Annotated in this window: 10 protein-coding genes; 7 read left to right on the top strand and 3 right to left on the bottom strand. The window is 70.1% G+C overall.

Annotation, left to right across the window (positions count from 1 at the left end):
• Positions 1-178: 178 nt before the first annotated feature.
• Positions 179-1,177 (bottom strand): LacI family DNA-binding transcriptional regulator, encoded by a 999-nt coding sequence (locus tag DEJ05_RS13880; RefSeq protein WP_111047192.1) that lies wholly within the window; start codon positions 1,175-1,177, stop codon positions 179-181.
• A 164-nt stretch (positions 1,178-1,341) separates the two neighbouring features.
• On the opposite strand from DEJ05_RS13880, the gene DEJ05_RS13875 reads away from it, so the two are divergent.
• The 4 genes from DEJ05_RS13875 (at position 1,342) to DEJ05_RS13860 (ending at position 6,651) form a co-directional block, all read left to right on the top strand.
• Positions 1,342-3,342 (top strand): glycoside hydrolase family 127 protein, encoded by a 2,001-nt coding sequence (locus DEJ05_RS13875; RefSeq protein WP_111110699.1) that lies wholly within the window; start codon positions 1,342-1,344, stop codon positions 3,340-3,342.
• Positions 3,343-3,347: 5 nt separating this feature from the next.
• Positions 3,348-4,655, top strand: coding sequence for a sugar ABC transporter substrate-binding protein (locus tag DEJ05_RS13870; RefSeq protein WP_258376163.1), 1,308 nt, complete (start codon positions 3,348-3,350; stop codon positions 4,653-4,655).
• Positions 4,656-4,724: 69 nt separating this feature from the next.
• Complete coding sequence (locus DEJ05_RS13865) at positions 4,725-5,693, top strand: carbohydrate ABC transporter permease (RefSeq protein ID WP_111023502.1); 969 nt, start codon at positions 4,725-4,727, stop codon at positions 5,691-5,693.
• A 4-nt stretch (positions 5,694-5,697) separates the two neighbouring features.
• Positions 5,698-6,651 carry a carbohydrate ABC transporter permease gene (locus tag DEJ05_RS13860; protein ID WP_111110697.1) on the top strand — a complete coding sequence of 318 codons (954 nt, stop codon included), beginning with the start codon at positions 5,698-5,700 and terminating at the stop codon, positions 6,649-6,651.
• 252 nt (positions 6,652-6,903) lie between these two features.
• On the opposite strand, the gene DEJ05_RS13855 is transcribed toward DEJ05_RS13860, so the two are convergent.
• Positions 6,904-7,953 (bottom strand): substrate-binding domain-containing protein, encoded by a 1,050-nt coding sequence (locus DEJ05_RS13855; RefSeq protein ID WP_071404246.1) that lies wholly within the window; start codon positions 7,951-7,953, stop codon positions 6,904-6,906.
• 179 nt (positions 7,954-8,132) lie between these two features.
• Between DEJ05_RS13855 and chvE the strand changes: the two genes are divergently transcribed.
• The 3 genes from chvE to mmsB all read left to right on the top strand — a co-directional run bounded on the left by chvE (position 8,133) and on the right by mmsB (position 12,084).
• The gene (gene chvE, locus DEJ05_RS13850; protein WP_111110696.1) at positions 8,133-9,260 is read left to right on the top strand and encodes a multiple monosaccharide ABC transporter substrate-binding protein; all 1,128 of its coding nucleotides are present in this window, start codon (positions 8,133-8,135) and stop codon (positions 9,258-9,260) included.
• A 102-nt stretch (positions 9,261-9,362) separates the two neighbouring features.
• Complete coding sequence (gene mmsA / locus DEJ05_RS13845; RefSeq protein WP_027466161.1) at positions 9,363-10,916, top strand: multiple monosaccharide ABC transporter ATP-binding protein; 1,554 nt, start codon at positions 9,363-9,365, stop codon at positions 10,914-10,916.
• Positions 10,903-12,084 carry a multiple monosaccharide ABC transporter permease gene (mmsB, locus tag DEJ05_RS13840; protein ID WP_027466160.1) on the top strand — a complete coding sequence of 394 codons (1,182 nt, stop codon included), beginning with the start codon at positions 10,903-10,905 and terminating at the stop codon, positions 12,082-12,084. Before mmsA ends, mmsB begins: the two co-directional genes overlap by 14 nt.
• Positions 12,085-12,186: 102 nt before the next feature.
• Here the strand turns inward: mmsB and DEJ05_RS13835 are convergent, their stop codons facing one another.
• Positions 12,187-13,527 (bottom strand): alpha-amylase family glycosyl hydrolase, encoded by a 1,341-nt coding sequence (locus DEJ05_RS13835; protein WP_258370534.1) that lies wholly within the window; start codon positions 13,525-13,527, stop codon positions 12,187-12,189.

Genomic DNA, 13,527 nt, shown 5'->3' with positions numbered 1-13,527 from the left:
AGCACCAGCACCAGCACCAGCACCAGCACCAGCACCGCCGAGGTCGCACGACACGCCGCGACCGGTCCGCCGAGGTCGCACGAACTGCCGCCCGACGGCACGACGCGCGGCAGTTCGCGCGACCTCGCAAGCCCCGAACCCGAGCCCCGACCGCCGAGCCCAGACCGCCGAACGCGCCCTACGCGCCGACGGTGCTCTCGCGGATGACGAGCGACGGGGTCACGGCCGCCGACGACGCCGTCCCGCCGTCGATCAGGGCGAGGAGCGCCTGCCCCGCGACGCGTCCGAGCTCTTCGAGCCGCAGGTCCACGGTGGTCAGCGGCGGCCTCGAGGCGAGCGCCATCACGTCCCAGTCGTCGAACCCCGTGACCGCGACGTCTCCGGGCACCGAACGCCCGAGTTCCCGCAGCCGGTCGCACACGCCCCGGGCGATCTGGTCGCTGCCGCAGACGATCGCGTCGACGTCGGGCGACTCCCGCGCGAGCACGTCCACGGCCTGCCGTCCCCAGCGCTCCGACCACTCGCCGTACAGCGGGTCGGTGACCAGGTGCGGCCCGAGAACCGACGAGGCACCTGCCACCCGTCGCGCGGCGGACCGGTGTCGCGCCGGCCCGGTCACGATCGCGACCCGCTGTCGCCCGAGCGAGCGCACGTGCGAGGCGACGAGTGCCGACCCGGCGGCGTCGTCCAGGGTGACCGACACGTCGGCGTCGTCGGTCGAGGGTGTGAAGGCGTAGACGACCGGGATCGACACGTCGATCGGGGGCCGGGCGTCGGCGGAGCGGCCGGTCACGATGATGCCGTCGACGCCGCGGGCCGCCAGGGAGCGCAGGTAGTGGGCCTCGCGCACGTGGTCGTCGCGGGTGTCGCACAGCAGCACGGCCATCCGCCCGGCGGACAGGGCGTCCTCGGCGCCGAGCAGCACCGGGATCGAGAACCGGCCGAACGAGTCGGTGGTGATCATGCCGACGGTGTAGGTCCGCCCCGACGACAGCGCACGGGCCCGGGCATCGCCGACGAACCCGAGCTTCTCGGCGGCTTCCTTCACCCGCAGCCGGGTGGCGTCCCGCAGCTGTCCGGTGCCGTTCAGTGCCTTCGACGCGGTGCCGATCGACACCCCGGCGAGCGCCGCCACGTCGGTGATCCGGATCGGCTGTCCGGTGCGTTCGAGCGTCACGGCAACCACCTTTCCGACGATCAGGGCGTGCCGATGACCCTACACAAAACCGCCGGAATGCTCTTGCGCGGCGTGCGTCCCGTGTCGTAGCGTCCACCGCAGAAACCGTTTTCCGGATGGCCAGCTCCATCCGCACGGTGCCAGTCACATCGCAAGGAGGCGACATGACCACCACGCTCGCGACCGATCGCGGCGCGCACACCGCGACCCCGGTCCTCCCGACCGCCGACGCCCGCCTGACGCTCCGGCCGCTGCCGACCGGCGACGCCCGGATCACCGGCGGCTTCTGGGCGCTCCGCCAGGAGCGCAACGGCCGCGACGCCGTCCGCAGCGGCTACCAGCAGCTGGAGACGGCCGGCAACTTCCGCAACCTCCGCATCGCCGCCGGACTCGAGGAGGGCGAGGCCGTCGGCCCGATCTTCATGGACTCCGACGTGACGAAGTGGCTCGAGGCCGTTGCGTGGGAGTACGGCCGCGCCCCCGCCGAAGACCTGCTCGACCTGCAGCGCGAGGTCACCGCCCTGTACGCCCGGGCGCAGGCAGAGGACGGGTACCTCGACTCCGTCCAGCAGGTCCGTGGGAAGGGCGAGCGGTACACGGACCTCAAGTGGAGCCACGAGATGTACTGCGCCGGGCACCTGTACCAGGCGGCCGTGGCCCAGCACCGTGCGACGGGCGACACCGGTCTGCTCGACGTCGCGATCAAGAACGCCGACCACCTGGTCCGCACGTTCGGCGACGGCACCGCACCGGACGGCACGCCGAAGACGCGCGACGTCGACGGCCACCCCGTCGTCGAGATGGGCCTGGTCGAGCTGTACCGCGAGACCGGCAACCGTGCCTACCTCGACCTGGCGCACTGGTTCGTCGACGCCCGCGGGCACGGCATCATCGAGCGCGCCGGCGGCGAGCCGACGTACTTCTCCGACCGGGTGCCGAGCCGGCAGGCCACGACCGTCGAGGGGCACGCCGTCCGCGCCGTGTACCTGGCGGCGGGTGCCGTGGACGTCGCGATCGAGACCGGGGACACCGAGCTCCTCGCCGCGAGCGAGCGCCAGTTCGCGGACATGATGGCGACGAAGGCCTTCATCACCGGGGGCCTCGGTGCACGCTGGGACTGGGAGGCGTTCGGCGACCCGTACGAGCTGCCGACCGACCGCGGCTACGCCGAGACCTGCGCGGCCATCGGCGGGGTGCAGTGGGCCTGGCGGCTGCTGCTCGCGACCGGCAAGCCGGTCTACGCCGACGCGATCGAGCGCCTGCTCTACAACGCGTTCCTCGCCGGGGTGAGCCTGGCCGGCACCGAGTACTTCTACGTGAACCCGCTGCAGCAGCGCGACCACGCCCACCAGGACGAGAACCGCTCCCCCGCCCACGGGCGCCGCGGCTGGTTCGACTGCGCCTGCTGCCCGCCGAACATCATGCGCACCTTCGCGAGCCTCGACGGCTACCTGGCGACCGCGACCGACGGCGGGCTGCAGGTCCACCAGTACGCCACCGCCGACCTCGGTCCGGTGCGGGTCGAGACCGACTACCCGCACGAGGGGCGCGTCCGCGTCACGGTCACCGAGGACGGCCCGCTCGCCCTGGGTCTGCGGATCCCGGCCTGGTCGGACACCACGACGGTCACGGGTCCGGACGGGTCCGCGAACCCCACGGCGGGGACGCTGCACGTCGTCGACCGCGAGTGGTCGGCGGGCGACACCGTCGAGCTCGTCTTCGACACGACGCCGCACCGCTACGTCGCCGACGCCCGCATCGACGCCGCTCGCGGGCAGGTCGCGATCGAGCGCGGCCCGCTCGTGTACGCGGTCGAGCAGGCGGACCAGCAGGGCTTCACGGTCGACGACCTGACGGTCGACGCGGATGCGCCGATCACGGAGGAGCGCCGCGACGACCTGCTCGACGGCGTCGTCACGCTGCGGGTCCCGGGGCACGCCCCGGCCGAGCACGTGCAGCCGGCCTGGCCGTACCAGCGGCTGGACGGGCCGGGAGGCGCGACCACGGCCCGCGACGCGACCAGCGTCGACGACGTGGCCGGTCCGCAGGGCGCCACCACGGGCCTCCAGGCCGGTCGCGACGTCACCGCGATCGCCGTCCCGTACTACGCGTGGGCCAACCGGGGAGCCGCGCCGATGCGCGTCTGGCTCCCGCTGGCGCGGTGACCGGCGTGGACCGCCGAGCGTTCCTCGTCGGCGGCGTCGCCGGCGGGGCAGCCCTCGCCCTGGCCGGGTGCTCCGGCACCCTGCCGAAGGTCGTCGCGAAGCCCGCGAGCTTCGGGAAGAACGCGACCGGCACCGTGCAGGTGTGGTGCCGGTCGGCGACCCAGGCCGGCCTGACGTCGGCCGTCGCCGGGTTCAACAAGGCGAACCCGGCGCTGCAGGTCCAGCTGACGCCCGTGCCGGACGCGCAGTACGTGACCAAGCTCGCGACCGCGATCCGCGGGGGTGAGCCGCCGGACGTCGTCGACATCGACGACATCAACTCGCAGCTGTTCATCTTCCGCGAGGCGTTCGCCGACCTGACCGACGTGGTCAAGGACCTGGACTACTTCGACGCGATCTCGCCGGGGCACCTCCGCCTGCTCGAGTACGGCGACCGGTACTACGGCCTGCCCTACCTGGCCGACAACTCGCAGCTGTTCGTGAACACCGAGCTGTTCGAGCGTGCGGGCCTCAACGTCGAGGAGTCGACGAAGGACCTGTCCACGCTGCTCGACGCGGCGAAGGCCATCCGGAAGCTCGACGACGACGTGTACGGCTGGTCGATCTCCGGCAACGCTGCCGGCATCATCGGCTTCGTCACGCAGCCGCACGTCTGGGCGACCGGGGTCGACATGATGACCGGCGAGGTGGGCTCCCAGCGGGCGAACATCACCGGCAACGAGGCCCTCGAACGCATGCTCGAGTTCTACCGGCAGCTGTGGAAGGACGGCGTGCTGTCGAAGGCGACGTACTCCGACGCCGGCACCACGTGGGGTGCCGACTTCCGGGCCGGCAAGGTGGGGATCTTCCCGACCTCGTACGGAGCGACCGTGCCCGCGGCCACCAAGGCGATGCGGGCGAAGATGCAGACCGTGCTCATCCCGTCGTGGGACGGCCAGCGGTCGTTCTTCGACGGCGGCGACAACATGTGCATCCCGAACGGGGCGGCGAACCCGTCCGGTGGGTGGGCGTTCATGCAGTACGCGAACGGCCTCCAGCAGCAGCAGGCGCTGCCGGACGGCGGGTACTTCCCGACGCGGTCCGACGCCGCCACCCCGGAGTACCGCAAGCGGTTCCCGCTGGCGTACGGGCCGCTCGACGCCATCGAGAAGGGCTACGCACCGCAGACGCTGGCGTACAACCTGCTCAACAACCAGCCGTCGTCGCCGTACTTCGCGATGTTCCGCGAGGCCGTGTTCGGGTCGGGGAGCGCTGCCGCCATGCGGACGGCGCAGTCCGACTACCAGCGGATCCTCGACCAGGTGCAGGCCTGAGCAGGCCTGCCTGTCTTCTCCGCTCGTCCCGCTCGTCTCGCTCTTGTTGATGCACAGAGAGGTGCACGCATGTCGACCATCTCCACCCGGCGCCCCGCCGGCCGGACCGGCCCGGGCCGTCCCACCGTGGGCCGCGGCCCGGGGCGCGGCGGCGCCGTCCGGACCCGCAACTCGCTCACCCACCCACCGCGCACCGGCGCCGTCCTCGTCGCCCCGGCGATCCTGTTCGTCGCCGTCTTCGTGCTCGTGCCGCTCGTGTTCGCGCTCTACATCTCGTTCACGAACTGGCCCCTGATCGGCCCGTACCGGTTCATCGGGCTGCAGAACTACCTGACGCTGTTCCAGGACCCGACGTTCGTGCACGCCATCGGCTACACGCTGCTGTACACGGCGATCGTGACCCTGCCGATCCTGGCGCTCGGGTACTTCCTCGCCGTGCTCGTCCGGGCCCGTCGCCGTGGCAGCACGATCCTGCGGACGGTGTTCTTCCTGCCGTACGTGGTCGGGCTGACGACGCTCTCGTTCATGCTCGTGCTCGAGGCGCAGCCGAACTCGGGGGCCGTCAACATGGTGCTCCGCTGGCTCGGGATCACCGACGGCAGCACCGCGTGGCTCGTGAACGGTCCGCTGGCGACGCTGCTCATCTGCGTGCTCGTGGTCTGGGCGGTGTCCGGGCTGACCATGGTGCTGCTCATGTCGGCGATGCAGGGCGTCCCCGACGAGGTCTACGAGTCGGCGCAGCTCGAGGGGGCGTCCTGGTGGCAGACCGAACGCCTGATCACGTTCCCGATGATCCGATCGACCGTCGCGCTGAGCGTCATCATCTCGGTGATCGGATCGCTGCTCGCCTTCAACCAGTTCTACATCCTGACCCAGGGCGGACCGGGGACCGAGACCACCACGATCGTGAACGCGATCTACAACCGCGGGTTCGTGAACCTGCAGCTCGGGGCCGCGACCGCCCAGTCGATCGCCCTCGTCGTGGTGATCGCCGCCGTGACGGTGTTCCAGTTCTGGGCACTGCGAGAGAAGGACTGACGCCATGAGCACCACGACCTCCCGTGCGGCCCTCGCGGCGCCGGACCTGTCCACCAGGACCCTGACCACCACGGGCGACGGCCGACGTCGGCGCCACCAGCAGGGCAGCGTCCAGCACCCGCGCGACACCACCGTGAAGCGCACCCTGTACGCGATCGCCGGCATCGGTTCCGCGCTCGTGTTCGGCGTCCCGCTCATCTGGTCGATCCTGCGGGCGTTCCAGTCCGAGGCCGTCATCACGCAGGCCCCCGCCCCGGCGACGTTCTTCCAGCTCGGGTGGCAGAACTTCGCCGCAGTGTTCGCCTCGTCGTCGCACCTGCTCACCGGCGTCGTGAACTCGCTCATCGTGTCGATCGCCACGGCGGTTCTGACCGCGGTGATCGCGACGATGGCCGGCTACGGCTTCGCACGCTTCCGGTTCCGGGGCTTCGGGCTCGTGTTCGGCCTGGTGCTGCTGACGATGATGGTGCCGTTCCAGGCCATCCTCACGCCGCTGTACCTCGAGATGAACGCCATGGGGCTGACGAACTCGCTGCTCGGGCTCGTGCTGTTCTACACGACGGTGAACCTGCCGTTCGGGGTGTTCGTCATGCGGAACGCGTTCGAGTCGATCCCCACCGAGCTCGAGGACTCGGCCTTCGTCGACGGGGCCTCGCGCTTCCGGGTCGTCGTGTCGGTGCTCCGCCCGCTGCTCCTCCCCGGGGCGGCGACCGCGGCGCTCTACGCGTTCCTGGCGTCGTGGACGGAGTTCCTCGGAGCCCTGACGTTCCTGACGAAGGACTCGCTGTACACGCTGCCGGTCGCGCTGCTCAACCTGCAGACCGGGGCGTACGGGCAGGTGTCGTACGGCAACCTCGTCGCCGGGTCGGTGGTGGCGATGATCCCGTGCATCGCGCTGTACGTCGGGTTGCAGAGGTTCTACGTCGCCGGGCTGTCGTCCGGGGCGTTGAAGGGCTGACGGTCGGGTCAGCTCGGGGTCGTGCACGGCTTCGCACCGTGCGCGGCCCCTCGGTCGGTGCGGGGTTGTGCGCGGCTTCGCACGGTGCGCGGCGCCTCGGCCGGTGCGGGGTTGACCGCTCGGTGCGGGACTGTAGCGCCGCACCGAGCGATCAACCTCGCACCGGCCGCACAACGCCGCACCGTGCGCCGCGGGCCCGCGCACGGGAGAACCTCGCACCACCTGCACACCGCCGCACGGTGCGAGGGGGCGCTACGTGCTGCGCCGCACCACCAGCTCGGGCGCGAGCAGCGTCTCATCGCGGGGCTCCCCCTCGACCAGGGCCCGCACGGTGTCGAGCACCCGCTCCCCCATCGCCCGGAAGTCCTGCCGCACGGTGGTCAGCGGCGGCGTGAAGTGCGCGGCCTCGGGGACGTCGTCGAACCCCACGACCGCGATGTCGTCGGGCACCCGCAGCCCCTCGTCGGCGAAGGCGTGCAGCACCCCGAGGGCCATCTGGTCGTTGCCCGCGAAGACGGCGTCGACCGTCCCCACGTCGATGTGCCGGGCGGCCGCGAAGCCGCTCGCCGGGGTCCAGTCGCCCTCGAGCACGACCGGTTCGAGCCCGGCGTCCTGCATGATCCGCACGTAGGTGGCGCGGCGCACCTCGGACTCCTGCGACACGTGCGGTCCGGCGATGTGCACGATCCGACGGTGTCCGCGGTCGAACAGGTGCTGCATGACGAGCGAGGTGCCGGCCGCCTGGTCGATGGCGACGGCAGCGACGCTCGGCGCGACCGGGGTCCGGACGGCGTCGCGCTGCACGGCGTTCGACACCACGACGGGAACCGTGACCGGCACGGTGAGCGAGGCGAGGGCGTCGAGCACCCGGTTGTCGGCGGCGACCAGCACGATCGCGGCGACGTCCTGCGCGAGCAGCGTGGTGAGCGCCCCGGACAGGTCGGACGGCCGCGGTTCCTCGGGCAGGGTCGACAGCAGCACGTGGTACCCGGCGGAGCGGGCCGCCCGTTCGAAGCCGATCGAGGTGCTCGACGGACCGTACAGCGCGTCGCCGGCGGTGATGATGCCGAGCGCCTTGCTCCGCCCACCGGCGAGCGCCCGGGCGGCGGCGCGGGGCCGGTACCCGAGCTCGGTGACGGCGTCGGTGACCTGCGTCCGGAACTGCTCGCGGACGGTCGGATCGCCGTTGATCACGCGGGAGACGGTCTGGTGGGACACGCCGGCGCGTTCGGCGACGTCGAAGATCGTCGGGGCCTTCCGGCGCTTGCCGCCCCTGCCCTCGGGGGCGGTCGTGGTGCTCACGCGCCAACCGTACCGCTCGGTCCGGTCGCCGCGGCAAGATCACGAAACGGCGGTGTTGAGTTGACACCCCGTCACGGAACCCACAAGATGTGAGCGCTCACACGAGCGCATCCCACGGGGCACAGCAGCCCCGGCACCCGACCGCGTCGAGGACGACGCGAAGGAACAGAGGTACTTCGATGATGAAGCGCAGAATCATCGCGGGCGTCGCAGCCGTCGGCATCGCGATCTCGCTGGCCGCTTGCTCGGCCGGCGGCCGTGCGTCCACCGATGGTGGCGGCAGCGGCGACAACAAGGGCGCCCTCGTCGGCGTCGCCATGCCCACCAAGGTCTCCGAGCGGTGGATCAAGGACGGCAACGCCGTCAAGAGCGACCTCGAGAAGGCCGGCTACAAGGTCGACCTCGAGTACGGCGACAACAAGGTCCAGCAGCAGGCCCAGCAGGTCAGCAACATGATCACCAAGGGCGCGAAGGTCCTGATCATCGCGTCGATCGACGGTGGCGCGCTCTCCGACCAGCTCGACGCCGCCGCCAAGGCCGGCATCAAGGTGATCTCGTACGACCGCCTGCTCACGGGCAACAAGAACGTCGACTACTACGTGTCCTTCGACAACGAGAAGGTCGGCGTCGACCAGGCGAACAGCCTGCTCACCGGCCTCGGTGTGCTCGACGCGGACGGCAAGAAGACCGGCGAGAAGGGCCCCTTCAACATCGAGGTCTTCGCCGGCTCGCTCGACGACAACAACGCCGGGTTCTTCTTCAACGGCGCCATGAAGACGCTCAAGCCGTACCTCGAGGACGGCACGCTGAAGATCCAGTCCGGCCAGGACCAGCTGTCCCAGGCCGCGACGCAGCAGTGGGATCCGGCCACGGCCAAGGCCCGCATGCAGAACCTGATCGCGAAGTCCTACTCGGGCGGCACCACGCTCGACGGCGTGCTCTCGCCGTACGACGGCATCTCGATCGGCATCATCTCGGCGCTCCAGGGCGCCGGGTACGGCACGAGCGACCGTCCGCTCCCGACGGTCACGGGCCAGGACGCCGAGGCCGCCTCGGTCAAGTCGATCATCGCCGGCCAGCAGTACTCGACGATCTACAAGGACACGCGCAAGCTCGCCAAGCAGTCCGTCACCATGGCCGAGGACCTGCTGACCGGCAAGGACCCCGAGGTCAACGACACGAAGAGCTACGACAACAAGGTCAAGGTCGTCCCGACCTTCCTGTTCCAGCCGACGGTCGTCACGAAGGACAACTACAAGGAAGTCCTCGTGGACTCCGGGTACTACACCGAAGCCGACCTGAAGTAGTCAGGCCCATCTCACGGACCGGAGGCGCGGTGCCAGCCCGCACCGCGCCTCCAGTCCGTCTCCACCAGCGCGCGCACGCGCGCACGACGGAAAGGCGTCCACATGGCGGACACCATCCTCGAGATGCGGGACATCACCAAGACGTTCCCCGGCGTCAAGGCCCTGCAGGGTGTCTCGATCGAGGTCGAGCGCGGCCAGGTCCACGCGATCTGCGGCGAGAACGGCGCGGGCAAGTCGACGCTCATGAAGGTGCTGTCGGGTGTCTACCCGGCCGGCTCCTTCGACGGCGAGATCCTGCTCGACGGCGAACCCGTGCGGTTCGCGAACATCAACGACTCCGAGGCTGCGGGCGTCGTCATCATCCACCAGGAGCTGGCGCTCAGCCCCTTCCTGTCGATCGCCGAGAACATCTTCCTCGGCAACGAGCAGTCCAAGGGCGGCTTCATCGACTGGAACAAGACGAACCTGACGGCCGCCGAGCTGCTCAAGCGCGTCGGGCTCAAGGACAACCCCGTCACCAAGGTCGTCGACCTCGGTGTCGGCAAGCAGCAGCTCGTCGAGATCGCGAAGGCGCTCTCGAAGGAGGTGAAGCTCCTCATCCTCGACGAGCCCACCGCCGCGCTGAACGACGACGACTCCGCGCACCTGCTCGAGCTCATCCGCTCGCTGCAGGCCGAGGGGATGACGGCGATCATCATCAGCCACAAGCTCAACGAGATCAAGGCGATCGCGGACAAGGTCACGATCATCCGCGACGGCAAGACCATCGAGACGCTCGACATGCGGGCCGACGACGTGTCCGAGGACCGGATCATCCGCGGGATGGTCGGCCGTGACCTGTCGAACCGGTACCCCGAGCGCGAGAACCCCGTCATCGGCGAGGAACTGCTGCGGATCGAGGACTGGACCGTCCACCACCAGCTCGACTCGTCGCGCGAGATCATCCACCAGGCCAACCTCAACGTCCGCGCCGGCGAGGTCGTCGGCATCGCCGGGCTCATGGGCGCCGGCCGCACGGAACTCGCGATGAGCGTCTTCGGTCAGTCCTACGGCACCGGCATCAGCGGCACCGTCTACAAGCGCGGCACCCCGATCAAGACACACACCGTCTCGCAGGCGATCGACAACGGCATCGCCTACGTCACCGAGGACCGCAAGCGCTACGGCCTGAACCTGATCGACGACATCAAGCGGAACATCTCCGGGTCGGCACTCGGCAAGCTCGCCAACTGGGGCTTCGTGAACTCCTCGGAGGAGACCACCGTCGCGACCCAGTTCCTCAAGAGCCTCAACATCAAGGCGCCGAACGTCGACGTCGTGACGGGGAAGCTCTCCGGCGGGAACCAGCAGAAGGTCGTCCTGTCGAAGTGGATGTACGCCGACCCCGACGTGCTCATCCTCGACGAGCCGACCCGTGGCATCGACGTCGGCGCGAAGTACGAGATCTACACGATCATCAACCAGCTCGCCGACCAGGGGAAGGCGGTCATCGTGATCTCCTCCGAGCTCCCCGAACTGCTCGGCATCTGCGACCGCATCTACACCCTCTCCGAGGGCACCATCACGGCCGACGTCCCGCGCGCCGAGGCGACGCCCGAGGTCCTCATGCAGTACATGACCCAGGAACGGGAGACCCCTGTCAATGAACGCGCTTAAGTCCGCCGTCGGCTACCTCACCGGGCAGCTCCGACAGATCGGCCTGTTCATCGCGCTGATCGTCATCGTCATCTTCTTCCAGGTGACCACGAACGGCATCACGCTGGCCCCGATCAACGTCTCGAACCTGATCGTCCAGAACAGCTACATCCTCATCCTGGCCATCGGCATGGTCATGGTCATCATCGCCGGCCACATCGACCTGTCGGTCGGTTCGGTGGTCGCCTTCACCGGTGCCATGGCCGGCGTGATGATCACGCAGTGGAACATCCCGTGGCCGATCGCGGTCGTGCTCTGCCTGGTGGTCGGTGCACTCGTCGGCGCCTGGCAGGGCTTCTGGATCGCGTACTTCGGGATCCCGGCGTTCATCGTGACGCTGGCGGGCATGCTCGCGTTCCGCGGCGCGGCCCAGATCGTCCTGCAGAACCAGCAGATCTCGCCGTTCCCCGCCGGCTTCCGCTCGCTCGGCTCCGGCTTCCTGCCGTCCTTCGGCACCACCGGGTACGAGCCGCTCACGATGATCCTCGGCTTCGCCGCCGCGGCGGTCATGGTGATCGCCGCGTTCCGCGGTCGCATCACGCGTCGCAAGTACCAGCTCGAGAGCGAGCCGTTCGCCTGGTTCATCGTGAAGACGGCGTTCGGCGCCGTGCTCGTGATCTACGTGGCGCTCCTGCTCGCCAGCTACAACGGCACCCCGATCGTGCTCGTCGTGCTCGGCGCCCTCGTGGTGATCTACTCGGTCGTCATGCGGAGCGCGGTGTTCGGCCGCCACATCTACGCGATCGGTGGCAACGCCCTGGCCGCGCAGCTGTCGGGTGTGAAGACGAAGCGCGTCACGTTCCTGCTCTTCGTCAACATGGGTGTCATCTCGGCCCTGGCGGGTGTGGTCTTCACCGGCCAGCTCAACCTGGCGGCACCGGGCGCTGGCAACGGCTTCGAGCTCGACGCCATCGCCGCCGTGTTCATCGGTGGCGCGGCCGTCACCGGTGGCATCGGCACGGTGCCGGGAGCCATCGTCGGTGGTCTCATCATCGGTCTGCTGAACAACGGCATGTCGATCCTCGGTGTCGGCACCGAGTTCCAGTCCCTGATCAAGGGTCTGGTGCTGCTCGCCGCCGTCGCGTTCGACGTGTTCAACAAGCGCCGGGCGGCGTCCGCGCGCAAGTAGCGTCGTACGCGTGCGCGTGCGCGTGCGCGCGTTCGCGTGCTCGCGCGTTCGCTTGGTGCGCAGAAACGGTCGGGTCCTCGATGGGGACCCGACCGTTTCTGCTCACGAACGCGACAGGACGGCCCAACCCCCGGCCGGGAGGCGCAGGGTCCCGTCCCCGAGATCGGCCCCGCCCGCCTCGACCTGCGTCGCGTCGGCCACGGGCACCTCGACGGGTTCGTCCGACAGGTTCAGGGCGGTCACCACGGCGGCATCCGCCGTCGCGGTCCGCAGCACCACGGCGGTGTTGGTCAGGTGCACGACGTCGGTGTGTGCGCGGTGCAGCCACGGGTTCCGGCGACGCAGGGCGATGAGCGCCTCGTACGCGTGGGTCAGGTCCGTCGGCTCCGGCACCTCGGCCGGGAACTCCGGGCGGACCGCGTCGTCGCCGCCCTCGCGTTCCTCCTTCACCCCGGTCCAGCCGTACTCGTCGCCCGCGTAGACCACCGGGGTCCCCGCCACCGTGAACAGCACCGCGGCGGCGTGCCCGGCGAACCGCTCCCCCACCGCGCTCGCGATCCGGGTGACGTCGTGGTTGCCGACGAACGTCGTCGGGGCGAAGGTGGCCAGCAGCGCGTCGTGCCGCTCGATCGCGTGCGCGAGCTCGTGGCCGTTGCGGTCCGCGATGCCGTGCCAGATCCCCTGCCACAGCTCGTACTGGGTCAGCGAGTCCATCGTCGAGTCGCGCGCGATCGCCGCCGCGTCGCCGTGGATCACCTCGCCGCTGAACCAGGCGTCCGGGAACCGCTCCCGCACCCGCGGCAGCACCCGCGCCCAGAACGCCGGCGGCACCGCGTACGCCGCGTCGAGCCGCCAACCGTCGACGCCGCGGGCCAGCCAGTGCGTCATGACCTGCACCACGAGGTCCTCGGTGGCACGGCTGTCGTGGTCGAGCGCGACGAGGATGTCGTGGCCCTCGAACAGTCCGACGGGCACGGGCTGCCCCGGCTGCCACCCGGACCAGTCGATGGCGAACAGGTCGGCGGTCGGCGCCTCCGGGCCCTGGTCCGACAACGCACGGAACGCCGGGTGCTCACGCCCGACGTGGTTGAACACCCCGTCCAGCAGCACCCGCACGCCCCGCTCGTGCGCCGCGGTGACCAGGGCGTCGAAGTCGGCGTCGTCGCCCAGGCGCAGGTCGATGCGGAAGTGGTCGACCGTGTCGTACCCGTGGGTGGAGCTCGCGAACACCGGGCCGAGCAACAGACCGTTCAGACCGAGGTCGACGACGTGGTCGAGCCACCCGGTCAGGCGGTCGAGACGGTGCTCGAGCGGACGCTCCCCCACCGGTGACGCGGGGCGGACCTCGGCGCCGACGAAGCCGAGCGGGTAGACGTGCCACCACATCACGTGCTGGACCCAGGCCGGCTCGGACGGACGGGCGGGGGCGGTGTCGGGGTTCAC

The organism is Curtobacterium sp. MCLR17_045 (genome assembly GCF_003234405.1).
In the GTDB taxonomy this organism is placed as follows: domain Bacteria; phylum Actinomycetota; class Actinomycetes; order Actinomycetales; family Microbacteriaceae; genus Curtobacterium; species Curtobacterium flaccumfaciens.
This window is presented reverse-complemented; position numbering and strand designations above follow the sequence as displayed.